The organism is Micromonospora parva, from assembly GCF_000718515.1.
Lineage (GTDB): Bacteria > Actinomycetota > Actinomycetes > Mycobacteriales > Micromonosporaceae > Micromonospora > Micromonospora parva.
This window is the reverse complement of record NZ_JNZS01000015.1, coordinates 88,953-114,481: the sequence shown is the minus strand read 5'-3', so window position 1 is coordinate 114,481 and position 25,529 is coordinate 88,953. Positions and strand designations below refer to the sequence as shown.

The following is a 25,529-nucleotide window of genomic DNA, read 5'->3' as shown; positions in this document are numbered from 1 at the left end:
CGGGGCGGCGTTCAGCTCGTGGGGGATAGCCGGGCTGTCTCGTCTCCGCGTGCGTTGAATAGCACGAGTGCCGTGCCGTCGAGACCGGCTCGTCTGGCCGTCGTGACCCATTGTTCGATCGGCACGCTGTCAGCGCAGAACGCCAATGTGATTGCTCTCGCGGTTGCGAGCAGGGTGCCGCCTGCGGCGGTGATCCACCGACCGCTCTGGTCGTTGCAGCCGTCGGATCCGTGCCACTCGCCGTCCGCCGTTAACTCCAGGTAGGCCGCGCTGTGTCCGCTCTTGGGCACCCAACGGCCTATCGGCTGGCGCTGATCGGCGGGAACGAGCATCGTCGGTAGTGCTACTGCTGGTGCCAGGGCACGTCGCGCTTCGTCGGTGACCACCGGGGGCTCCAGCACGGAGTCGGCCTTGTCGGGCTCGGGGGGCGGTGTCGCCCCGGGAATCAGGCGGGCGACCGCTTGCCCACGTCCGTCCAGGAGTACGGGCAACCCCGCCCCGTCGGACTGGTAGGCGGTCACGCTCCGCAGCCACCCGGGTGTCTCTTGACTAGCCTTCTCGCAGCCAGGGGTGCTTTCGACGACGACCGCGGAAGCCGACCAGACGTCGGCGAGGAACACACCTTCATCGTTGGCCCGCCAGGACCCGCCCAGCGTGCCGCAGTGGCTGCCGATCAGGTGCAGTTCACCGGCTGCGAGGCGCAGGATCGTGCCCGCGCCGGGGTCGGCAACGTCAACGAGCGTCCAGGAGCCGATCAGCAGTTCCGGCGCCATCGACATTGCGGCCCCGGTGGTGCCCGTGACCGACGGCTTTGGGTCTGCTGCCTCCGGATGGCCCTGCCTCGCGCATCCGGTGAGCAGAACGCCCATCACGACCAACGTCGCGAGGCGCTCCTGACGCGTCTTTTGGCTTCTCATCCTGCGGTCTCCTGGCTCCTCCAGGCACCGTCGGGCCGGAGCTGGGCGGCACTCGACGCACGACAGTTGCACTTCGGTCAACGGCTGTTAGGAGCGTTGGATGCGCCCGCGATCTCGTCGAGGCGCGACCCTCCACGCAGGATGCCCGTCGAATGACAGCCATGCCGCGCCGCCGCGCTTACCTAAAGGAATGCCGCCGCACAGAATGCTGTCTTTGCCGCGAGTGGTGGGAGACGAAGCCGGTCACCTACAAGTCGTCGGAGACGGCCAGAGGGACTTCGGTCGACGCATGAGTGGACCTTCACCTCTACTTGTCGGCATCAAGAACGCGGTCGGGTGCGGCCCCGACTTGCCCGCACCGAAGGATGCCGAAGCCAGCACGCCGCTGGCGGCTTCAAACGATCCTTGCGGTGACCTCGTCTAGCGCACGGCAGTGTCGAGCACGACACCTGGCATCCCACACAGGGGTACGTGTCGCTCGGAAAACGAGGTCGCCCGTGTATCGGGGATAGGCGTCCGAAGAATCGTTGGCTAGCAGCCCGCGAGTGTCGGCGGGCTGGTCTCGGCGGCCGTCTCTCAGGTCGCCGGGGCAGCCGCGCAATCGAGAAAGCCGTCCTTGTGTAGGCCGCCTTTCATCACACACTCTGTTCTTGATGATCAGGGCGGGTGGCCGCCCCTGACGCCGAGTAGACGGGTTCCACCGTTTCGGGCGAGATTTTGGCATCTATGCAAGCTTGCTCCAAGGAGGAACACCTTTTCGGTATCGGCATGCGTGAAGCGCCTGTACTAATGGGAAGAATGCGCGGGCGAGCTGTCAACCCGTCGATTGCGTGGAGGAGGCGCCTGAGTGGGCGAGGTGCTTCGGGCTCGCCGTGTCGCCTGTACCCACCGCTCGGGGTTTCGTAGAGTCCCACCAGCAGGCCGCGACAGGGTGCGCTGGTGTGCCTTGGCTTCCCGGGCCCACTACCGATACGCAGCAGGTGCAGGCTGGGAAGGCAGGTGCAGCACGGTGGTGCCACCCGAGCTCCAGCACGGCAGGTGTCGGCTTCCCGACAAATTGCCGAGGCTGAAAGGTATTCATGGCGTCGGTCGTGACGGATGTCGGCCTTAGTCGGTTACGTGTTCGGCAGTTGAAGCGTGTTGCTTCCTAGGGCGTGGAGGAATTTTCGCCAGGCATCGTTTGAGAACGAAAGGAGCGTGTGGGCGGCGGCCGAGTTGCACACCTCAACCGTCGTGGAGTAACGAGATACGTCGACGCAGTGATCGTTCTGGCATTTGGAGCTGCGACGGGTCCAGATGGGGTGGGAGTTACGATCTTCTTCCATTTTCCGATTCTCCTGGAGTCGACGTTTTGTTATCGGCGGTTTCGACGAATGGAAGCGCGGTACTGATGACGGTTCATGCAGAAATCGCCTTTGCTTGCGTGCCGAGCCGAGCCTCGGACGCGAGGAGAGCTTTACGGACCGTCTCCGGTTGTGTCGCGCTATGTAAGTACGGTAGCAGGGCCATGACCAGTTCGGCCATGAATGTCTGGCTCTTTCACCCGACTCGGTGTCCGAAGGGCTGGTCTGATAGCTTATTTCCCTCAGCGGCAAGCCGACAGCCAAAAGAGAATTGCTCTAGGCAAGTTTCCTCATTCATTTTGCCTTTTGCAGTTGCCGACTGGAGGGCGTAGACGTGACGACGGGCGGGCAAGGGCCTACCACGAATCGACGGCGCCTGCGCCTCGTGCTTCGCCAACTGCGCCTCGACCGCAGGCTTTCGCTTGAGGACGTGCGCCAAGAGATGGACTGGTCGCTGTCAAAGGTGACACGGATCGAGAACGGCTCGGTCAGCATCTCCGTCAACGACCTGCGGGCCCTGCTTGACTTCTACCAGGTGCGCAACGCTGATCAAGTGCGCGACCTGCTCGATTTAGCAAGGTTGGCACGCCGGCGTCACTGGGCCGCAGAGTATCGAGACTTCGTGTCCCCGTCCTATATGGACTTTTTGGGCTACGAGGACGACTCGTGGCGCATCAGCCAATACCACCCCTTCCTTGTGCCGGGCTTGCTTCAGACGGAGCGTTACGCCCGGCTGGTGGTGACCACAGGACCGCAATACCGCGTCGACAATCGGGCGGCAGACGCTCGGGCGCAGTTGCGCATGGCACGTCAGAGGCGTGTCTTCGCCCAGTCGAGGCGATGTGAGGTACGGATCGTCCTCGACGAACGAGCCCTCAAGTCCGTGGAGAACACCGACCTCATGCTCGAACAGATCGAACAGGTGCTGTCCCGACTGCCGGAGCTCGACCTCGTGGTTCTCCGCCGGGACACGGCCGCCAACTCCGTCCTTGTCGGCCCGTTCTCCCTGCATGAGTTCGAGTCAGAGGTAGATCCAGACGTGGTCTACCTCGACAACCTGCCGGACGACGTCGCACTCGTCGAGGACCACGCGGTGGTCGCCGGCTATAAGAGCTCCTTCGAGGATCTGTACCGCCAGGCGGCGGCGGGCGACGACGCTCGGCGCCTACTCGAGACCATCGGTGCCTCTCTGCGGGAGCAGGCACCCGCCTAGCTTTCCCGAGAGTGCCGCGGATTGGGTACGTCGACTCGCGAACCATCGATACCCGGGTCGCCCTGGTTGAGCCGCCTTGTGCCCAGCGCGGCGGATACGCGAATCTGCGTGACGAAGACGGGCTGGTGTGCCGCCAACCACTCGACCATGACGGCCAAGAGTCCTATCAGACCAGCCACTTTCAGATCGTCGACTTGCGTGCCGACAAACACCGCCACGGCCACGACGGTGCCCAGTGACCCACGCCGTCCGCGGGCGCCGACCGAGTAGGTGGGCCACCCGGCCGAACCGACTCCGTCCGACTCAGCGACGGTCACGACCTGTGGCGAAGGCGCGAGGTCCACAACCAGCTCGTGGCCCGCCGCCAGTTCCTGTGAACGCACCATGAGTGCGCTCCTCCTATGTCTATAAGGGGTAGCAAGACGCGGTATGCACTTGCCGTCCGCAACTCCCAACCTGCCCTGGGCGATCAGACGTATGCAATTTACGCCGCCGGGAACGTGGAGAAGCCGCGACACGCGGAGTGTTGCTCTCGTTGCCGCCGGTGATCTTGAGGGCCGCCCGAGTCCCCCTTGTCGGGCCGCCGGTTCCCATCGGCCTGCTGGTAGCCCTCGCTCACCCCCAAGCGAGCAGTTCGACCGATGCCGCTGTCGACCATGCGAGCACACGCTGCCGGGAGGCATCAGTTCTGCTGGTCGGGCCGGTGCCGGCAACGGCCCGCAGAAGGCCCCCAGCCAAGTAGGAGTGCACCCCTACCGCCGTTCGAAAGGTCCACCAACGCCGATCGCAGTCGCGCCGAGACCTTCAACAGCCAGCGAGCTCCGCCACGAGTCTGCCGGCAGAGAGTGTCGATGGGTGCCTTCAATGGGCGAGGTCTCAGCTCTGAGACCTTCGTGGCCGGTTCGCCACCCCTTCACAAGCGAGCCCATTGATGGACATGATGGTCAGGGACGGTTGCCATCCACCAACGTCGAGGAGGCCGCCATGCCGATATCCCAAGCCCCTGCTGATTTTCCGCGCGCCGTGCGCTACGTCGCCGCAGCCGTCCTTGCTGCCGCCGGTCTGGTCGGTGTTAACGCGCAGTCGGCGTCGGCCACACCTCCCGGAATCCCCTCTAAGGCGACGGCGCAGTCACAGCTCAACGCCCTGACCGTGGCAACCCAAGGCTCGACCAGCGGCTACTCGCGCGACCTGTTCCCGCACTGGATCACCATCAGCGGAAGCTGCAACACCCGCGAACAGGTCCTCAAACGCGACGGCACCTCCGTCGTCGTCGACAGCGCCTGCGCGGCCACATCAGGCCGCTGGTACAGCCCGTACGACGGCGCCACCTGGACGGCCGCCTCCGACGTCGACATCGACCACGTCGTCCCCCTCGCCGAGGCATGGCGCTCCGGCGCCAACTCGTGGACGACCAGCCGTCGGCAGAGCTTCGCCAACGACCTGAGCCGCCCGCAGCTGATCGCCGTGACGGACAACGTCAACCAGTCCAAGGGCGACCAGGACCCCTCGACCTGGCAGCCGCCCCTGTCGTCGTACCGGTGCACTTACAGCAAAATGTGGATCACCGTGAAGTACAACTGGAGCCTCACCCTGCAGACGTCAGAGAAGTCCGCCCTGCAGAGCATGCTCAACACCTGCGCCTCCTGACCACGATGCCCGGCTTGCGGTTCGCACCCCTTCGGGGTCGCAGACCGCAAGCCGGACGCTACGCCTGCTGAGGCGGCGGGCGGGCTGCTTGCGCCACTGGCCGCCCGCGCCGGCGGCGAGAAGGCGCTTGACCATGGCGAGGGCCTCGTCCTCGGTGTCGAACTCCCACCGCAGTGCCGGGCCGCTTTCGCTATCTCCGGCGCAGGCGGTGACCTTTCACCTGACCTGGCGGGTCAACCACACATCCCGGCGGCCCAGACGCCCCCAAATCCCGCTCCACCAGCGCCCCGCCACGTCCGCCACCAGCGCATCGTACGAACGTCCGAATCGCGGCCGGCGTGGGGTAACCGGTTGACCCGGATGGGGCTGTGCCGACCGTTCTGTGGTCCGAAATGGCCGCACCTCGGTGTGCTGGCTACCCGCGCTGACGTCACTCGTCGTGGGGGAGCGGCCCGTCGTACTGGAAGGTTGGCGGATCGTCCTCGCCGTCACAACGAACATAGCGGTACTGCGCGGGCGGGCTGGGGTGCTCGCGGATGCCGAGGTAGGCGCCGCTCTGCGGCAGGATGAGGAGCTGCGGAAGGAACCCGTTCTCGTCGACCTCGATCGAAGTGATGCGACCGTCGGCCGGTCCGCCGAGCAGCCAAGCCTCGACCGCGGGCATCAGCGATTTACCAGCAGCGTGGCTGCAGCCGTCAGTAGCCCCGCAACCGCCGCGACGAGCGCCGCCACTGCGCCGAGGAGACCAGTAACACCGGCGAGGCCGTCCGCTGCTGTCTGCCAGTCCGTGCGTCGTGATTGGCTGCGTCCACCCCAAGTCATGGCTGCTCTCCCTTACCAGTCGATGCGACGTCGCGTCGCCGCCTGCGGAGTACCTCAGCCGGCACGTTCAGCCGCTCAACCCGCAGCGGCACCATCTGTGGATAACTCGGCGCCTGTGGATTACGGCATGATCATCACGTTCTTCTGGGATCATCCGCCGCGCGGCGTCGACCGAAACGCTTGATTGACCGTGCTCAGCGACGAAATGGCAGAACGGGTCTGCGGTGCTGATCGCGTCCGGCGCGTTCGTCGAGGTGAAAGCGCTCGCTGCCCGTGGCTGGTCGCTCCTGACGAGGGAAGCCTGGGACGAGTACGGCGCGGAGTAGACGAACCGCCTCTTCGAACTGCCGCGCCGTTGCTGCCGGCGGGCCGGCCGGAGATGACGCATTGGCGGTTCCCGACGAGCGCGGATCCACCGGTTCCGGTCACCCTGCCGAACGTGGTGGTCAAACGCGACCCTCGGAAACTCAGCGGCCGGGTCCATTCAGTCGAACTCATCGAAGGCTTGGCCGGCGAGAATCTACGCGATCGTCCAGAGCGCCGCCGGGGTCCGCGGTGTGAGCTGTCTACCGCAACTCTTGGCGGAGCCCCGATGAGGCGGAAACGGGATCTTCACCTACATCGACGGCTGGTACAACACCCGCCGTATCCAGAAAGACCTCGGCTGGCGAACCCCAGACGAGTGCGAAACCGCCTGGCACACCCACCAGGCACAGCACGACGAGACCACTATCGTTCAGCCCGAGCCCACCGGCGCTAGATAACCAACCCTCCGGCAAGCCGGGCGAACCTCGCCACAGCACGTGCGGCGGGGCCATGTCAAAGCTGCGCCACATCGTTGACGACTTGCCGTAGCCGGATGTGTACTGCCAGAGCCAGCGCTGTGTGGACGTGTGGCTGGTGCCGGCGGCGAAGGTCATCCGGCGGCTTACGCACTAACGGGGAGTGGGCCCTTGCTGGTCATGCCGCTTACGACCTCCTTCCGGTTCGTTCACGAGCCACTTCAGGGCGATGATGACGCTCTGCCGATGCTGGGCAACGCGAGCCTGGTGGAGGGGTTACGGTCTCGTATCATCCATTCCCACGGCGGCGCTTTCCTCGTCACCGGCTTCCGCGGGGTTGGCAAGACGACACTGGTCCTGCGCGCGCTCAACGAGTTGTCGCAGGGCGACGAGGATGATCTCGTGGTGCCGGTGGTGCTGAGTGTGGCCCGGTCGACCGACATTGATCGGCTGCTGTTCGCGGTGACCCGGCGTGTGTTCGAAAGTCTCCACGACCGTGGCCTGCTGTCGCGATTGCCTGCCGACGTGCAGCAGTCCCTGCTGGTGGCCTACATGCGCACGTCGCTGGCGTTCAAGCAGACACGGTCGGAAGCAACCGAGCGGGGCGTCAATGTCGAGGCTTCAAACGGTCGGATCGTGAAGGTTCCCCTGCCCAAGGTCGTGACGACCACGAAGCGCACCCGGTCCCTGGCCACCGAAGCCCAGTTTCTCGCTTACTCGGAGACCGATGTCGAGCACGACATCATCAGGATTGTGTCGCTGCTGCGCCGTAGTGGCTCCGTGACCGTGCCGTTGCCAAGGTGGCGTCGGTGGCTGCAGCCGTGGTCCAAGCCCACCAAGGCCCGGATACGGCTGGTTGTCGTGCTCGACGAGGCGGACAAGTTGACCAGCGCCGATGCAGGGCTTGAGGTGATCGAGAAAATCCTTGGCGGCGTCAAGAACGTCCTGACCATGCCGGGTGTTCACTTTCTCGTTGTGGCCGGGCCGGACCTGCACGACCATGCCATCAGGGACGCCGCTCGAGGCAACAGCATCTACGAGAGTGTTTTTGGATGGCGGCTGTACGTGCCGTGCAGTTGGTCGGCAGTCGACCGTCTCCTCGACGTCGTGCGTGCCGACACTACCGAGTACCCGGCGGAACTCAAGCAGTTCCGCGACTACCTGCAGTTCAAGGCAAGGGGCATACCGCGGCGTCTATTGCAGGAGTTCAACGGGTTCGTCTCCTGGGCAGAGAGCGGCCCGACGCTGCACGTGCAGGAACACGACGCCAAGCGCGTCCAGTTCTACGCCAACCTTGAGGTGCTCCTTAGCGAGCACCTAGAACAAGAGCAGCAACGGCGGGACCAACTGTTCAGCGCCGACATCGACGAGGATCGCCGCAAGCTGAGCGCCTACTACGTTGTGGACTGGGTTCTGCGCAGCGAGGGCGAACCATTCTCCTCGAAGGACTTAGTCCCCGAGGGCGAGCCCCGGCATTTCGATCCCGCTCTCGGCATCTCGGAGCCGGGCGTCGCTCGAATGCTCGAGCACCTGCAACGTCACCAGATCATCGAATACGTCCGGCGGTCTAACGCGACCGCAACGATCATCGGCGACGCAAACGACGCCATCTTCAAGTTGTCCAGCGAAATTCGGCGCGCCCTGTTCGGCTTCGCCGCCGCGAACGAAGCCGAACGCGCGGCCCTGCAGATCTCCGCCTTGGCCGACGGCGGTACGTCTACCGGCGCCGGAGGTGCGGCACTGCCGCCAGTGCGGGTTCTCGCGAATCGATACGAGTTGCGCGAGGCCATCGGGCGCGGCGGCATGGGCACCGTCTACCGAGGTTTTGACCGGCAGTTGCAGCGGGCCATCGCGGTCAAAACCCTCGGCTACTTCGACAGGGACGACCCGGGCGCCCTCGTACGGTTCCGCCGCGAGGCTGACATTGCCGCGCAGCTGCGACACCCGCAGATCGTTCGCACCTACGACGCCGTCGACATCGACGAGGGCGGCGTGGCGATCATCATGGAGCTCATGCTCGGTTCTGATCTGGCATCCGTCGTCGCCGAGTCGGGCGCCTTGCCACCTGACGAGGTGGTGCAGATTGGGCGGCGTCTGGCTAGCGCCTTATCGTACCTGAACGAAAAGCGGATTGCGCGAATCGACCTAAAGCCATCAAACATTGTTATGGAACCCCGCCGGGGTCCGGTCATCGTGGACTTCGGCATCGCACGGCAAGAGGGTCGTGGCAATATCACTGCCGCAGGTCAACTCGTGGGCACACCGATGTACATGGCCCCCGAGACTATTTCTGGCGGGACCCCCGACCACCGCTCCGACATCTATTCTCTGGGCCTCGTTCTGTATTTCTGTGCGACAGGAAAGGTGCCTTGGGAATCAGCCAGCGTGGCGCTGCTGCTGAGCAAGCGCCTCCAGGAGGACATCGACACTTCGACGCTTCCGGTGCCGGCGCGCCTGCGTGACGTCATCGCCACCGCAACTCGGCGTGAACCCGACGATCGGTTCCAAAACGCTGCGGAGCTTGACGCAGCTTTGGCCGCGACGTCGGAATCGACCTAAGGGACGTCTCGTAACTGGGTGAAGGCGCTGCCTAGTGCGGGCCATTGGTGAGCCGGTGAGGATGATGTTGTCGAGGTTGGCGACGCCGGAAGCAGCGTCGGCCAATGTGTGGGCGGCGCGGCGGTAGTCGCGGAGGATCTTGAAACACTTCATCCTGGCCAAGGGCGTTCGACGCCTGCCCGGACGGTGCGGTGTTCGGTGCGGAGTGCTTCCTTCCAGTCCGCCCATCGGCCGCCGTCTGTGGGTTTGTGGTGCGCGGCAAGGTACTGGCGAAGCCCGCGTCCGCCTTGGACCTAGGATCCGATCGTCGTCATTGCGCTGGGCGATCCGCTGCCCCGCCGGGCCCAAGTATCGCTCTATGCGAATGCGTCGATCCTTTGGGATGCCTTCGAGCACCCGCTGCCGGTCCAGAACTTCTCGGCGGCTGGCGCTTCGCTCGTATCGGCAGGCCGCCGGCGTAGCCGGTCGAGTCCAGGCCAAGCTGGAAGAGGATTGGAGCCCGCAGCAGATTGCCGCCTGGCTTCGACAGGCCTATCCCGACCAACCCTCGTGGCACGTCTGCCACGAGACGATCTACCAGGCGCTCTACCGCGGCGGCAGAGGTGGACTTAGCCGCCAGCTCACTCGCCGACTTCGCACTGGCCGACCGCTGAGGAAGCGGCGCCGTCGAGCTGACCCGCGCCGCTGCCGCTTCGTGGCTCCCACGCTGTTGATCGAACATCGGCCGGCCGCCGCCCTGCACCGCACCCGCATCGGTGACTGGGAGGGAGACCTCATCGTCGGTCGGCAGAACCAATCCGCCATCGCCACCCTGGTCGACCGCACCAACCGCTACCTGCGGCTGGTGCACCTGCCCGTCGACCGCACCGGCTCTGTTATCTGCTGCAAGGTCCAACGAGGATGGGATGAGAACAGGGACGGTCCCTACTCACGCTCGCCTTACGCAAGGGGGCAAATGCGCCGCGACGTTGGTTGCCGGCCGCTGCAACAACTTCGAGGACCTCGGCATTGTGGTCGAGGTGAACAGCCGTTTTGCTGTCTCCTCCTTGCGCGGGCCAGGTGGTGGCTGCGCAAGGACAACCTCGGCTCTGCTCGATTCGAAGTCCTCGAAGGGGTTTCCGACGTCGATCCACTGGTAGCCGCCTCGCGATCGGTCGGCGGTCGGCGGCACGGTGTGGGCCTGGTTTGGGGGGAGCAGGTTGGGAGCAGCGGGGTGCCGTGAACGGGCTTGAACTGCGTCCAACGCCATGGAACGGCGCGCATCTGCACCCACCCGGTCCTGCGGCCTGATGTTTCCGCAGGTGAGGGTGGGTGTGGCGTCCTGTTTCCCGCGGAGCGCTCTCCGGTTCTACCCAGCAGCCGAGGGCCATCTATGTCGCCTGGCGGGGCAATGTGCGCAGGTCAAGGTGGTAAGGAGCCCTTGGTTGGCCAGGCCTTCAACTGGGAGCAGATTGGGTGCAGGTTGGCGAAGAGGTCACCGCGCCCGAAGTGCTCACCGACGTCGGACAGAGACGAGGCGCTGACCTGCGATGATGCGATCAATCGGTGCGGTGTGACCTCCCGGTGAAGGGCGAAGGGGTCGGGTGGCGCGCTGTTCCCACTGGAGGCCGGCGTCTCGGCTCGCCTAATGCGCGCCTCCAGGTGCTATAGATCGACATAGAGCGTTGCGGGTTAGCGGGCCGTAGTCCGCCGCAGTTCCGTCATCTGAGACACCGGTCCCACGGGAAACGTCCTGAGTAGGCCCTTCAGGCTGGAGAGCTCTTCGGAGGATCCGAAGGCGTCAGCGTCGGCGCTGCGGCGCAGGCGGTAAGGGACGTCAGCGCATGTCGATGCTTGTGTTCACGGTGAGGGCCGTCTCGTCCTGCGTTGTGGTTCGTCCGGGCATCGAAACGTGGTCGTGCCGTCCCACGGAGAGCGCCATCACGGTGACCTCTTCGGCCGAAGAGGTTACCACGACAGCTAGACTTGCGTGAGCTTTAGAGTTGCGGTGAGCGTCATCGGCGGTGGGGCAATGGGTCGGGTCGCCCCACCGACACGACCCCCCATGCCTGCGGCCAGCGTGTAGCGCATGGGTAGGGGGCGCACTGCTCCCTTGGTGACGGGCGTTCTGCTGATGGGGGAGCGGGACGCGGCGGACTGGCGACGCCCCTGTCGGCCCCCCGTTTACCCCCGAAAATCCCCGCGCACGGTTGACAACCAGTGACAAGTGGCGATCATTGCCTGATCACGTCTGCGCAGCTCAACGACTACTCTTGATAGTCAGTGACAAGGGCAGGATGGCTACGTTTGGTAACAAGGGGTTTTGACAAGCAATGACAAGCCTTGAACGAGGCTTGACATGAGGTTCTTCTGGGTTCAAGTCTCCTCGTTATTACTCGGGTAGCTACCCTGCGGTCAAGATGGCCGCCGCGTGCTTCCGGAGGCGCTGTTGTTCTTGCTCCGTGCGTACACCGTCAACCTTGACGCCCTCGCAACGCAGAGTGAGGTGTAGCCGCCGTACGACTTGGCCGGGCTGCTCTGGCCCCTCGATAGCGCTCGGCACGGTGCAAACCGTGCGGTCGGCGCCCCCCGTGACCAGCTGTCCACGATCGCTAAATGCCACGGAGGTGACCGTGCCGCCGTGCAGGCCTGTCTGCCATAAGGTGGTTGCAGGACCAGCGGAGGCAGTTCTGGGGAGCGATTCGACTCGCACCTGTCCGTCATGCTGCCCCAGCGCTAGGAGCACGTCGCCGTTACGGCTGAGACTAAGGCCCAGGCAGCTGATACGACCGATCCTGAGTGTCCGAATTTCGCATTTACCTCTGTCGTCGAGAAGACCGACCCTCACCTGTTCGTCCGTGGCGACAGCGTATGCCCGTCCGTCGAGTTGGTCGGAGCAGGTGACTGCTCCCTCGGCGTCCCAGTGGTCGTGTACCCCAGCATCGGTGGTGCTCAGCCAGAGCGCTCGCGTCCGGCCGCCGTTCGTCTCCTCGAGGAGCAGTGCGGTGTGCTCGCCTGGCAGGGTGAGCCGGAACCGGGACTTAGTCGCGAACCGCGAAGCGATCGTGAGTGAGTGACCTTGAAGCTCGTAGAGACTGAAGAGACCCGGGCCGATCGCGGCTAGACGTCCTTGCGGCGTCCGATACAACCGCTCCACCGGGTGCTCCGTCCTAGCGATGATCTGGCTCTCGTAATTGCCGCCAGGGTGCAATCGCCACTGCCGCAGTGAACCGTCCTGGTAGGCCACAACGATCCGCTCGCCATCGAACGCGGTGAGTGCGGTGACTCGGGCGGTCTCCTCCAGTCGGATCCCGTCGAGATCTGCGTTGGTGAAGTCGACTCGGGTCAGGTCTGCGTTGTCGAGGTTCGCGTTCCGTAAGGAGGTGTTGACGAATCGAGCTTCCGTGAGATTCGCTCCGCTGAGTTGAGCGTGGTCCAGCCGTAGGCCGGACCAGTCGCAGTTCGGCAGCTCGCCGCGGGCGGCATAGAGCAGGGTGATCGAGTTTCCGCCGAGGAAGGCCTCGGGGAGGCCCAATGTCGCGGAGCGCGTGAAGCTCTCCAGGTGACTCAGCGGTGCTGCGTCGCCCTGCCCTCTCAGCATCTCCGCGGCGAAATGGGCGATCTCGGAGGGGAGTGGGGTGGCGTGGAGGATCTCCCGAGCGCGTTGCGGATCGGTCCGCAGCCTGCGGACCAAGGCCCGGGCGAAGAAGTACTCGCGCATGGAGCGGTGAAAGAAGTCGACAGGCCACCTGTCGAGGTTGTCGTCGCGTACGGCTTTGAGCAGCGAACGTACTCCGATCCTGGCGGTAGCGTCACCGTCGGCCCGGACCATGTCCGACGCCGGAGCCGCAGCATCGTCGCTCATCTTCCACAACATCGCCGCGATGCCGTTAGGGGCGTTCGCGGAGTAGTCGCGAAGGTAGACGGAGGATTTGTTGGATCTTTGCAGTTCGACCGCGATGTCCTCAAGGATGGCCAAGAGGTTGCCGATCAGTTCGCTACCGGTAAGCGATAGGTTGGCGTCCTCTAGCAGCTCTAGCTTTCGCCGGAGGCTCTTCTCCACGTAGGTGGTGTAGAGGATCAGCTCGCTGAGGTTGCTGTCTGGAAGTTCAGTGAGGGTTTCTTTGATCATTTGCAGGAAAAGCGGCTTGGCGGCTAGACCGATGGGATCGTACAGATTGCGCAGGTTGTCCAGGATCCGGGCGGTCCGGTCATCATTGGCGAACTGCTCGAGGTAGCGGACCCTCTGGTCACGCGATCCGGAGGCGATTTCGCGGACCATCGGGTCGTGCAGCCTGTCGAGCACGCGGTCCCAATCGCGGACGCTGAGGGTCCGGCGTCGAGACGTGACCAGCACCTTTGATCCGGTGAGCTCGGTCAGGCAGGAGCCGATGCTTCGAAGGTTGTCGGTAATCGCCGCAGGGGATAGGTCGGCGGTCATTTCGTCGAAGCCGTCGAGGATCACGAGGGTCCGTCCGCGACGTGCGAGCTCGCGCCACTGGTCCAGTGTCGCCCCGAGTTCTTCGAGCCGCCGCTGCAGCAGGGCGCGGCCACTGCCGGCCTGCACGAACTCCCTCAGCGGGATACGCAGCGGGAACACGCCAGTGGCGGGTGACCAGCGGTACTGCTCGCAGAGCCGTCGCGCGAGGGTGTAGGTGAAGACGCTCTTGCCCTCACCGAAATCTGCGAGAAGCAGCATCGGCTCGGTTGACTCGCCGTGGACCCACGTGAGGGTCTCGTCGAGCAGGCTGCCTTCCAGTAGCGCGCCCTTGCCATCAGTGACCCTGAGTTGCACCTGATTGTCGTAAAGCTCATCGAACTCTCGGAATTCCTCCCACACGAAACAGAGTCGGTGTGGGTCGTCCAGATATGCATGCCAGATCCGGTCGATCGGCAGCCGCGGCGCCAGACTCTTTCGGAGGCTAGCGATGGCACTCTCCACCATCGCGAGTTCCCGGGCACCTGGGGGCCTGCCGTACACAGCCTGGTAGACCTCAGGGTCAAGGGCGAAGAGTCCTTCGACCCCCTCCTCTGGACTCCAAACCTGAACCGAGAACGGGTACTCCTGTCTCTGCTCCCAGACGTCGAGCATCTGCCGGAGTTCGTTGCTGGGACCCGCATGTGGCGAGATCAAGATCCAATGGTCCACGGTTGCCCCGCCCGGGTAGAACCTCTCCTGGATCAGCTTGTCGGCGACGTCTCCGAGCGTGATCGCGCGGTGCAGATTCTTGCATTCCACGTGGCACCGTACGGTCGGGCTTCCCGCAACGCTGCAATCCAGTGCGACGTCATGGCCGTACTGAGTTCCCGGCCGCTGGTTCCGCAGCCGGGTCACCAACAGCTGGCGGTTGTCCGGATCGATGTGGAACAGCCGGGCGAAGAGGTCGACGGTCGCCTGTTCCAGAACGGCGCCGGACTGCTGCGGGGAACGTCCGGTCCTGGTGTCGGACGCCCCGGATTCATCATCGGCCGGCCCCGCCTCCGAGAGGAGATCGGGGCTGCCCACGTCCTGGGTCCTCGCGGTCACCCTCGACAGAGTGGGGGCGAAGCCGTTCGCCTGGGCAATCGGTGTCCAGATGGTGCCGACAACCCGCCGGTCGCCATCTTGAAGGCGGAGGAAGCCAAACTCCATCCTAAGCCGGGCGAATCGCGCGGAGTCCGTCTCGCCGTCGGCCACGGTGTCCGGACCGACGTGCTCGCCGAGCAGGGCCGCCGCCTCGTCGTACCGGCCGTCGCGGACTAGGTTTCGAAGTCCCGACTCCCAGCTCTCGGCCAGGCCAGTCTCTTCCCGGCCCGACGAATCCTTGCGCACGTACAGCTCGACGCTAAGGTTGTCGCTGTTTTCCTTCACGTTCGACCGGTCGACTACCTTGGCGAAGTCTGGGACGTCCTCGAACGCGCGGTAGGCAGCGAGTAGTTCCTCGACCCGCCCTGGGACGAGGTGGCGAGCGCGGCCGGGCTTCTCGGCCGGAAGGTCGGCGAACAAGATCTGGCCCGCGCGGTCGGCGGGCTTGGCCCCGGGTGGGCGCAGCACCAACACGCACGTAGCCACGCCGGTGAGGTAGAAGAGCCCCGCGGGAAGCCCGATGACCGCCTCGATCACGTCGTCGTCGAGTAGAGCCGCGCGGATCCTTCGGTCAGCACCGGACCTGAACAGCACGCCTCTCGGCAGCACCACCGCTGCCAACCCGTCGGCGCTGAGCACCGACACCGCGTGCTGCACGAACAACAACTCGGACCGGTTCTGTGCGGGAAAGCCCCAACGGAAGCGCTCCGGATGACGCAGCTCGCCTGCGCCGACTCGACTTCCGAAGGGCGGATTTGAGATCACCCGATCAAACCGCTCAAGGACGCCGGCTCGCACATGCCTTGGCTCCGCCAGGGTGTCGCCGCGTTCGAGACCGGTGCTGGGAACGTTGTGCATGAACAGATTCAGCCTCGACAACGCCCAGGTGCTGCCGTTGATCTCCTGGCCGGCGATGACCCGAGGCAGGCTTCCACTCCGCGCCTTGACGTGTTCGACGGCCTCGATCAGCATGCCGCCGATCCCGGCGCAGGGATCGTAGATCGTCGTCTTCTCGGTGGGATCCACCAGCCGGATCATCAGCCGGGTCACATCGGCGGGCGCGTAGAAGTCGCCACTCTTCGACGAGACGGTCTCCGGGAACCTTCTGACGATGTATTCAAATCCCTGCTTCAGCAGGTCAGGCGGCATGCTCTCTGGAGCCAGCGAGAGTCCCGCGAAGTGGACAAGGAGATCCCTTAGCGTCCCGTCCGACAACCGGTCGCCGCCGATTTCTCGGGTGAAGTCGATGTGCGTCAGGACGTTTCCGAGCGCCGCCTGGTTGCCTTGTTCGAGGACCCGAAGTGCCTGATTTAGATAGGCCCCGACATCAATGGAGGCACGGTCCATGAGGTAGTCCCACCGTGCCTGCTCCGGCACGACGAGCTCATCGGGATACGACCTGGTCCTGCCGTCCTGTGCCGCAACCGGTCTTCTGTCCCGGCCTGAAGCGAACTCGTCGGTGAGGTGCCGCGCACGCCTGGAATCGGACGTATCGGACGCGTATTTGAGCAGCAGGACGCCGAGGAGATACCACTTAGTGTCTAGGTCGAGGTGCCTCCGGCTGCCGAGTATCTCCACCGCCGCGCCCAGGTGACGCTCGAACTCGGCCAGTGTCGTCAGGGTCTGCTCGGATGCGGCGCCGGTTGTCCCACGGCCAAGTTCGTCGCCGACGTCCAGCAGGCCGCTGAACGTGCCGAGGTCGGTCAGCCCGGCGAGTACAGCAGCGGATTTTTCCGGCGTCAGAGCACGGGCGGACTGGAAGACGTCCCGCTCGCTCGAAGCGACCCATTTCCGTAGCAGTGGATAGTCCGGTCCGGTGACCCGTCGGAAATTGACGACGGTGTAGACATTCACCCAGCCCGGAGCGCCCGGATCAGGGGGCCAGAGCAGGTCGGCCAACGCCGGGTTGCGCAGCTTGCAGGCCAGGGTGCCGATCGCCTGTACGCGGTTCTGACCTGTGAAAACGATGAGATCGCCCGGCCGCAGCCGGTCGATGATCCCGTTGTGACTCGGCAGCGCACCCCAAAACCGGGCGGTACCATCCGGATGTCGCGAGAGAAGGTCCCGGGCCTCGGCTGCGTTCAGCGCGGCGTGTAGCTCATCGCCGAGGAAGTTCACGGGATCTGCGAGGGTGTCGGCGAATCGCTGCCGGGTCGCGCGGTTGCCGTACGAGGGGGCGATCAGGACGAGCGGGGTACGGTCGATGGCGCGGGTCAGCGGCTGACCCGCCGACTCGATTTCGGTGCGCTCTATGTTTGCCTCCGCGATCGCGTCTTGGTCGGAGCCCACGATATCCATATAGTACAACCTATGGCGGCGGTACGACAGGCCGAGCGAGCCTCGTGTCGCTTGGTCGATCTGGAACTGACCGAGCGTCGGTCAGGATGTGAGTCCCGCGTTGCGGGAGTGGCGTGGCTGCCTGTTTGGCGGACGGCCGAGGCGAGAGCCGACATCGGCCTGAGGCTTCCAGCGCACGGGGCGATCTACCGCCGAGACGAATGGGCGGCCGCCCTCGGGAAGCGGCTTCTCGCAGTTCACGCCAGCGATCTCGAAGCCCTGATGCGACAGTCCACCACCGGTGCCCCCTCACGACGCAACCCACGCCACGGGCGGCGGGCCAGGCAGCGCGCCTCATCGGCGCAGCCCGCGTCTTCTACAGCCGCGCCACCGCCAACGGCCACCTGGCGCCACGGACAGCGTCAGTCATCGGATCTGCAAACCCCGCCGGCTGCCCAACACACTGGCCGCGCGATGCTACTGCTGGAGTGCCTCATACTTCTCGCCGGTGGCCTGAAGGTGCTCGATGATTGCCGACCACACCTGTTCGGCGGTCCCGTCGCCGAGAAGTCGCTGTGCTAGGTGCATCTCCGTAACGACGTGTCGCCATATCAGGCGGAGGTCCTGCGACCAGGCTGACCGGAAAATGCGTTCGGCGAGCTCGACCAGAATCCTGGTCCGGTCGGGATGGGGGGCGAGGATCTCGACTGCCAAGCGCGGCGCTCGAGCCTGTTCGTCGAGGTGCAGCTGGCCGAACTGGTCGAGGAAGAGTCCTTCGACGACTCCCTCGCGGTAGCCCAAGGGCCAAGCAGCCGCGTCTTGGCTCTGCGCGCACGCCTCGACACCATCGGCGCGCACGGTGAATGTGTTGCGGGACGCCCGCTGGCCCACGGCCACACCTAGCTGCCGCTGGTCGGCAGTTTGCAAGTGCGGCAGGTCAACAGCCGCAAGCCGTGTCGCAAGAGATCCCCTGCTGAACGAGGCGCTACGCAAATCGGCGATCAGCGGCTGCAGTGACCCGAGAAGCACTAACTGTAGCCGCCGCAGTGCCCAGCGGGTCCACAGCAGTGCGGCATCGACACAGGTCTCCAAAATTTCATCTTCAAGAAGCGGCAGGGCGGATCTGCCGTGACCAGTGCCGTACGTGTTGCGTAGCTCCCGCAACACCCCGGCTAGCTTGCGGGCTGAAGTGGCCGCTTGGCGGACCGCAGCGTCCGCCGCTACTCCGGGCCCGACTTGGTGCTCTATCGCGCGATGTGCATCGCCTAGCACCTTGTCGAACTCCTCGCCGCTACCGGCAGTGCGCCCGCGAGCGTCGAGCACGACGCGTGCTGTCGCCTCGACGAGGTCCTTGGCCGATCCGACCACCAGTGGACGGTCGTTTTGCGGCTACCGCTGACCGAAGTCGTTGAAACGGATCTTGGATTGCTGCCCATGCGGCATGGTCCAACGCCTCCGGTTGGGGTAGCTCGGCGGTCAGCACGTGCGTGGTCATCCATCGATCGTGTCAGCCCGATCCGGCACGGCAGGGACCGGCCTACTAGGCGCCGGTCGGCAACCTCACGCCGGGATAGTTCTCGATCTCACGCGATACCTCGAACACGAGCCGGGACAGCGGCGGCAGCATTCGGCTGATGTGGCTATCTGAGCGTGAATCGTAGTTCGCCATGAAGGGCGATCATGGATTCGTGGACGTCGCCCCACCGACACGTACCCCCATGCCTGCAGCAGGTGGGTCCCGACGGATGAGGGATCGTCGATCTCTTGGTGACGGGAGACCCTGATGGTAGGGCGCCGGCCGCGGTCGGACCGTGGCGACGTCCTGTCGTTCTGCCCCCCGTTTACCCCCCGAAAACCCCCACCTGCTGTTGACAAACAGTGACAAGAGGCGATCGGTCTCTGGCCGTGTCTGTGCAGCTCAGCGCTTATTTCTGACGGCCAATGACAAAGTCGGGGTAGCTACGGACGGTAACAAGGGGTTTTGACAAGCAATGACAAGCCTTGAACGAGGCTCGACATGAGGTTCTCCTGGGATCAAATTTGCGCGTCCCCCCACGAGCGCTCGGCGCTGAATGTAGCGGCCAACTCCCGCAACGTGGGAGCGATTCGCGAAGCCATCCGTGTACAACAGCACCCTCGGTTCAGGAATTTGCGAGGGATGCTCTCACCTTCGCTCGCGGTACTCCCAACGGCGCTGGTTGTGCGGATACCCTACCGGCCCTGCGCTTATCGCGAGGTTGCCCGGACGGATTGCGACATCGCCAGTGGGGCCCGACGTGATCGGGCCAAGTCCGGCTTGGAGATCCGCCTCGAAACCGGGCAGCTTGAGGCGGACGAGCGAGGGCAGCAAGACGGCGACGGCGACCAGTCCTACCAGGATCGGCGTTATGGTGGTGATCATGACGACCGTGACGCGGTTTGACAAGAAGAACGCGGTCCACATCACGGAGAGTAGACCGAGCGCGACAGCAGCGACGGTGGCCGTGCCGAGAGCGGCGCTGCGGGCGGTACGGCTTTCCCGTTCAAGCAACTGGACCACGCGCTGTGCGTCCACGTGACCTTCGTCAATCTTCAAGCAGCGGCGAAGATGTTGCAGTGCTTGACGTCGTGAATGTGCGTCGCCCACTGCGCCGACCGACGAGATTCCACCGAGCCGAGCCTTGCAGACGGCCGCGACGTAGTACGGGTCTGGTTCACCGGCGGGAACGCCCTTAATCGCCTCAATGGCCTCGGCGTACGCCTCGGCAAAGACGTCGTCATTCTGCGTCGCGTCGGCCTGGTGGAAGAGCAGGCGGGCTAAGGCCAGGTGCAGCCGCCACGGTACGGCCGCCTTGCTCAGGCCCTCCCGCAACACGTCTTCTGCTTCCCGCGACTGCCCCAGCGCCGTGAGCGCCTCGGCAAGACCAAGTGCGGCCTCCTGCACTGACGGATCCGTACGCAGCACTCCCCGGAAAAGGCGGGCCGCCTCCTGCGGCTCTTCCGTGAGCAGACGCAGATGCCCCAGTTCGACGTGCGCCGGGGCGTTGTGGGCATCCTGTGCAACGGCAATGCGCAGGTGCGTTTCTGCCTCGTCGTAACGACCCAACTGCGTATACAAGGCAGCGAGGTCTGTGTGGCTACCCCTGTATGGGTCGACCTCCAGCGCCCGTGTGAGGTGGTACTCGGCAGCAGGCAGCCGGCCGAACCGATAGTCGATCACGCCTAAGCACACCAACGCGGCGGCGTCGACTTGCTCGTCGACCAATGCGAAGCAGATCTGCTCCGCCTGTTCCCATTGGACACGCTCGTCCTGCCGTACCAGCGCCCATGCCCTGCCCAAACGGTACTCTCGGTCGTGTGGCATCAGTTCGACCGCTCGGCCAAACTGCTCCTCGGCGGCCACATAGTCGCCGGACGTGAACTCGACCCAACCCAGGCCGGCGATGGAAGCAGCGCGTTCCTCGTCCGATAGGGCAGTGCGTTCTAGCCGGCCGAATGTTGATCGTGATGCCGATAATCTGTCGGAGTCGTGTTGAATCCGCGCCAGTTCCACCTCCAGTTCACGTAGGTGAGGCTGCTCACGTACCAGCAGGGCGATCGACCGCTCTGCCTCGGCGTAACTACGTAAGGCGCGCAGCGCGGTTGATTGGCGCACCAACACCCGAGGGTCTGCCGCGCTGTACCGTCCTGCCTCCTCGTAGCAGGCGAGCGCCTGACGCGTCTGTAGTCGGTCTTCGAAGACCCGCCCGAGGCTTAGGTGCAGCGTCTGATCGCTCGGCCGCAGCCTCAACGCCATCTGCGCGGCCTGCTCGGCATCCGAGTGGCGTAGAAGCTGTTGAAGTACGTTCACCCGGCGCTCGACGACCTGCACATGCCCAGGATCCAGGGCCAGGGCCTGATCGAACACGGCAAGAGCTTTCTGATGTTCGTGCCGAGCAACGTGTACCTGACCCAACTCACTCAGCAGGTCGACACTGTCTGGGCGGGTGTCGACCGCCTTCGCGGCGGTGGCTAGCGCGCCGGCAAGGTCGTGCGACAGGCGCAGTAGCCGGATGCGTGCTGTGAGCGCCGTATCATTGCGTGCGTCGAGGGCAAGGGCGCCCTGTACACAGTCGAGGGCTTGTCGGTACTGTCCCCTGTCCTCCGCAACGCTTGCCAGCTCTAATCGAAGGGCTGGCGAATCGGAGCGGGCGTCGATCGCCTCGCGGGCGGCCCGCTCAGCCTCGTCGAGGCGCCGCAGCTGCCGAAGCTCTGTAATACGCCAAGCCTGTGCCCATTGGTGTCGGGGATCGATGGCGAGGGCCTGTTCGGCGGCCGTCAAGGCCCGCTCGTAATCGTACTGATCGTCGTACAAGTAGCTGAGCTGAAGGTATAGCGCGGGCGTTTGGGGCCGCCTCTCAATCGCTTCGCGGGCGGCCTGCTCGGCGTCGTTGTAGCGTCTCAGCCGCCGTAGTCCACTAACCCGCCACACCAGGGCCCATTCATGCCGTGGGTCAATGGTGAGCGCTTGCTCGACGGCTGCTAGAGCCCGCTCGTCGTCATGTCGGTCTCGGTGAACGGCACTGGCTTCCACATGTAGGGCTGGGGAGTCTGGGTGATCGTCGATCGCTTCGCGGGCGGCCTGCTCCGCTTCTTGGAAACGTCGCAGCTGCCGTAGTTCTGTGATCCGCCAAACCCGTGCCCACTCGTGCCGTGGGTCGATGGTGAGGGCTTGCTCGACGGCCGTTAAGGCGCGTTCGTAGTCGTACTGATCGTCGTAGATGTAGCTGAGCTGCAGGTACGGGTCTGGGGAGTTGGGCCGGGCGTCGGCTGCCGTGCGCGCGGCCTGTTCGGCTTCTTCGAAACGCCGTAGCCGCCGTAGGCCGAAAATCCGCCAGCCCAGGGCCGATTCGTGCCGTGGGTCGATGGCAAGGGCTTGCTCGGCGGACGCCAAGCCGCGCTCGTAGTCGTGCTGGTCCTCGTAGATGTAGCTGAGCTGGAGGTACGGGTTTGGGGAGTTGGGCCGGGCGTCGGCTGCCGTGCGCGCGGCCTGTTCGGCTTCTTCGAAACGTCGCAGCTAAAACGCCGAAGTTGCCGAAGCTGCGTGATGCGACCCGTAATGGCCCAAACGTAGCGTGGGTCAATGGCAAGGGCCTGCTCGGCGGCCGTCAAGGCACGTTCGCAGTCGCGCTGCTCGTCGTAGATGTAGCTGAGATGGAGGTACGGGGCCGGGGAGTCGGGCCGGGCGTCGGCTGCCGTGCGCGCGGCCTGTTCGGCTTCTTCGAAACGCCGTAGCCGCCGTAGGCCGAGAATTCGCCAGCCGAGGGCCGATTCGTGCCGTGGGTCGAAAAACGCCGAAGTTGCCGAAGCTGCGTGATGCGACCCGTAATGGCCCAAACGTAGCGTGGGTCAATGGCAAGGGCCTGCTCGGCGGCCGTCAAGGCACGCTCGCAGTCGCGCTGCTCGTCGTACACGTAGCCGAGAGCCAGTCGCAGCACCGTCGAGTCGGGTCGGACGTCGATTGCTTGGAGAGCCGCCTGCTCGGCGTGGTCGAGCCGCCGTAGCTGCCGCAGAACATCGATCCGCTGACTCAGGGCTGGAACGAGGCGTGGGTCAATGGCAAGGGCTTGCTCGACGGCCGCCATGGCACGCTCAAAGAGGTGCTGGTCCTCGTGCAAGTAGCTTAGTTCAACGTACAGCAGCGGCGCGTCCGGCCTGCGGGCAATTGCATCGTGAGCGCTCCGCTCGGCGTCGTCCCAGCGTCGCAAGCGCCTTAGCTCGGTCGTGCGCCACTCAAGCGCGTCGGCAGAGCTCGGGTCAATGGTATGAGCCCGTTCGAAAGCCACTAGAGCGTCTTCGTGGCGGTGACCTTCGTGAAAGACGTGTCCGAGTTCGAGCCAGGGCCGAGGGTCATCCTCCCTCTCACCGATCGCGTCGTGTGCCAACCGCTCAGCTTCGGCCAGGCGGCGCAGGCCGCGTAGCGCCTCCAGTCGTACCTGTAGGGCGGCCACCTCTGCAGGAGTGGCGGCGACCAGGTCGAGTTCGGCAAGTGCCCGCTTGAACTGGTAGCGGTCTAGCAGACTTCGGGCGTACTCGATGCGAGGCGGGTCAGCGGTCAGACCGATCGTGGTGGCGACCGTATCGACCTCGTCGAACCGGCGCGTCTGGCGTAGCCCATGCAGCAACCAACGGAGCGCTCGTGGATCATCTCGATCGAGCGTGTATGCCTCTTGGAAGTACGGCACAGACTCCTCGAACCGATACTGGTCGATCAAAAGGCGGCCGGTCGAGATGCGTACTAGTGCGCTCGTGGGATGAATCTGGGATGCCTCGGCAGCCAGATTCGTGGCCGCGACGTAGTGGTGCCCCCGGCTGAGGCTCGCAATCAGCCAGGCAGACACATCAGCCGTGCCTCCATTCAACTCGTATGCGCGACGAAGCACTCCAGCGGCGTCGTCCGGCCGGTGCCGAGCAAGCAGCACCCGAGCGTGTGCGACGGCTAGGGCGTCGGTCGGTTCCGGCTGCCCCATCAGGACGTCATTGAGTAGGTGCAGCGCGCTTGCCGTCTGAAACGTGCGCCGAAGTTCGTCAACGCGTCGGACCAGGTCATCGGTGTGTCGAGAGGGACCTTCTGGCCTAACCCCTTCCTGCTCAACTGGGGCTCTAGATGCCTGAGCGGGAACCACTTTAGTGGCGGGGATCTTGGGCATCGGGTACTCCTCCGGTTGCCTCGGACTGGAGGCAACAGCCAATGTTTCACGCTCTATCCCGCTGGCACTGTCGACTAGACGACCCAACCCGTTGGTAGCGCGCGGAAGCCTGCGAGAGCCGCACGATCGCCGAGACGGTGAGTCAGCGCTGCGTCAGCGTGAGACACAAGGATCTCCTGGTCTGTGGGGTGGTCGCCTTCAGCAGCTCGACTCCACGACAGGAGGCTTCCGGTACAACTGCAAGACGCAGGTCGACGAGGCTCCGTTCTTGTGTGCTTCTTCCCGCGACGTTTCGCGCCAGTACTACGGCAGCGTCGCTCTGGCTACGGTCGACGTGCCTGCGGGCACGGTGATGGTCGAGCAGGTGGCGCCGACGAGTAAGGCTTTCCGATCGACGGTCCTGCCCGCGCCCCACAGAAGATGAGTGGCGATCAACGACTCCGCTGGCTGGTACACCGTGAGCCTCGACGGTGCCTCAAGCCCATCCCGCCAGCCCTTCAGTGATCAGCAGAATCTCGGCGACATCCTCTTCTGGCCTGAAGCCACTCCTCGGAGATCTGACCCGGCTGGCCCGCGACGTGAGCCAGCCGGGGCCTGTTTTCTCGGCCTGTTCGATGGTGTCGCCTCCGATCGGCCGTGCAGTTTCGCGGGAAGGGTATCGGCAGTTTGGGGCGTGCCGCACGGTAGTGCCGGGCACCAGGTCAACGAACGCTGGAGCAGTCTGTCCGCTTGTCCCTTGTGTGAGGCCGGCCTCCTTGTGCACTTCAATCATGATTGTTCCCACCAGCCCGGGGAAGAACCTGGGACATGGACTGGTCGTGGCCGGTCGCCGTTGACGGGGTGCAACGGTTCAAGCCTGCTCTTGCCCGATGGCTGCTTGCGAGCTAGCCGGCAACAGGCCATACAAATGATCAGTGCATTGGGCGGGGCTCGCCGTGGTTGTCCTGTGTCCCCACGCTTGGAGGCTTTGGCCCATGATCCGCTTGCCATGTCCAAGATGGACCTACACTAGCGCCCGTCTCCTCGGCTTCCTCAGCGCGTTCGATCCAATCGGTCAGTACCTTTCACGAGCATTGGCTGGGGCTCTGCCGAGCCCGAACAGGCAAGGTCGCCGGTCGCGTTAGTCGTTGTCCGGCGCTGGAGTTCCGGCCGCTTGCCAGATTAGGTCCAGTAGAAGCTGCTGGTGCGCGGTCTACGCATCGTCTCGGCTTTCCGCATCGTGACCAGCGCGGCCGGAACCGTCGGTCTGCTCCCCGGGTCCCAGACGCCGCTGGTTCGCTAATCCAAGGAGGGGAGATCGCCGCCCCGATTGCGGGCCGCCTGAGCGACGCCGCCGCCATGATCGCCGGCATCGCACTGTCGATCAACGGCGGCTGAACAGCCGGTTAGTCATCCGCCTGGGTGCAGAGTTCTCTGGACCCAGAGGACCATTCCCTTGGTGAGTTCGGACAAGGGCTGAACCTGTCGGACCCTCTGCCTCCGCTGAGATTCGGTCAGTTTGCGGGCCAAGCCCTCATCCCAGTACTCCTTGATGACCTCGGCGATCAGGTCGTACAGCTCGGGTGAGGGCGGCGGTACAGGTGTCGGCAGCGGCAAACCGCTGACGTCGAAATCCTGGTGAGGTGGATCGCTGGGGTCGTCGTCGTAGACCACGGCAACTCCTCGAAGGCGTAGATGCACCCAGCGTAAGGACATCGGCGCATGCCGAATACCGACCGATATCTGCCGTGGTCGTGCCAGGAAGTGGCAGAAA

At 64.7% G+C, this 25,529-nt stretch carries 11 protein-coding genes and 1 pseudogene; 4 read left to right on the top strand and 8 right to left on the bottom strand.

All coding sequences use genetic code 11. From position 1 onward, the window contains the following. Window positions 1-11: 11 nt before the first annotated feature. Complete coding sequence (locus tag IF22_RS0121460) at window positions 12-869, bottom strand: META domain-containing protein (RefSeq protein WP_124770904.1); 858 nt, start codon at window positions 867-869, stop codon at window positions 12-14. Between the two features lie 1,776 nt (window positions 870-2,645). On the opposite strand from IF22_RS0121460, the gene IF22_RS0121455 reads away from it, so the two are divergent. Continuing rightward, complete coding sequence (locus IF22_RS0121455; protein WP_244235799.1) at window positions 2,646-3,473, top strand: DUF5753 domain-containing protein; 828 nt, start codon at window positions 2,646-2,648, stop codon at window positions 3,471-3,473. Here IF22_RS0121455 and IF22_RS0121450 read toward each other — a convergent pair. After that, complete coding sequence (locus IF22_RS0121450; protein ID WP_030334747.1) at window positions 3,470-3,859, bottom strand: hypothetical protein; 390 nt, start codon at window positions 3,857-3,859, stop codon at window positions 3,470-3,472. The two genes, IF22_RS0121455 and IF22_RS0121450, sit on opposite strands and share 4 nt — an antisense overlap. 598 nt (window positions 3,860-4,457) lie before the next feature. On the opposite strand from IF22_RS0121450, the gene IF22_RS0121445 reads away from it, so the two are divergent. After that, on the top strand, window positions 4,458-5,123 hold the full coding sequence (locus IF22_RS0121445) for an HNH endonuclease family protein (protein WP_030334746.1): 666 nt from the start codon (window positions 4,458-4,460) through the stop codon (window positions 5,121-5,123). Between the two features lie 430 nt (window positions 5,124-5,553). Here the strand turns inward: IF22_RS0121445 and IF22_RS0121440 are convergent, their stop codons facing one another. Further along, window positions 5,554-5,787 carry a hypothetical protein gene (locus IF22_RS0121440; protein ID WP_030334745.1) on the bottom strand — a complete coding sequence of 78 codons (234 nt, stop codon included), beginning with the start codon at window positions 5,785-5,787 and terminating at the stop codon, window positions 5,554-5,556. A gap of 1,186 nt (window positions 5,788-6,973) precedes the next feature. Here IF22_RS0121440 and IF22_RS33940 point away from each other — a divergent pair. Continuing rightward, entirely contained in the window at window positions 6,974-9,286 is a 2,313-nt protein-coding gene (locus tag IF22_RS33940; RefSeq protein ID WP_051708693.1) for a protein kinase domain-containing protein, read from the top strand. A 397-nt stretch (window positions 9,287-9,683) separates the two neighbouring features. Then, window positions 9,684-10,166 (top strand): annotated as a pseudogene (locus tag IF22_RS36485) (IS30 family transposase); the annotation flags it as partial. Window positions 10,167-11,669: 1,503 nt separating this feature from the next. Here IF22_RS36485 and IF22_RS33245 read toward each other — a convergent pair. The 5 genes from IF22_RS33245 to IF22_RS0121400 form a co-directional block, all read right to left on the bottom strand. Further along, window positions 11,670-17,129: an N-6 DNA methylase gene (locus tag IF22_RS33245; protein ID WP_036412004.1), complete on the bottom strand. Its 5,460-nt coding sequence runs from the start codon at window positions 17,127-17,129 to the stop codon at window positions 11,670-11,672. Between the two features lie 456 nt (window positions 17,130-17,585). After that, window positions 17,586-18,476: an abortive infection family protein gene (locus IF22_RS0121420; RefSeq protein ID WP_030334741.1), complete on the bottom strand. Its 891-nt coding sequence runs from the start codon at window positions 18,474-18,476 to the stop codon at window positions 17,586-17,588. 796 nt (window positions 18,477-19,272) lie between these two features. Next, on the bottom strand, window positions 19,273-22,053 hold the full coding sequence (locus IF22_RS0121410; protein ID WP_342446911.1) for a tetratricopeptide repeat protein: 2,781 nt from the start codon (window positions 22,051-22,053) through the stop codon (window positions 19,273-19,275). Window positions 22,054-22,234: 181 nt separating this feature from the next. Then, window positions 22,235-23,776, bottom strand: a complete 1,542-nt coding sequence (locus tag IF22_RS0121405; protein ID WP_081883941.1) for a tetratricopeptide repeat protein — start codon at window positions 23,774-23,776, stop codon at window positions 22,235-22,237. 1,389 nt (window positions 23,777-25,165) lie between these two features. After that, on the bottom strand, window positions 25,166-25,429 hold the full coding sequence (locus IF22_RS0121400) for a hypothetical protein (RefSeq protein ID WP_030334736.1): 264 nt from the start codon (window positions 25,427-25,429) through the stop codon (window positions 25,166-25,168). Window positions 25,430-25,529: the final 100 nt, after the last annotated feature.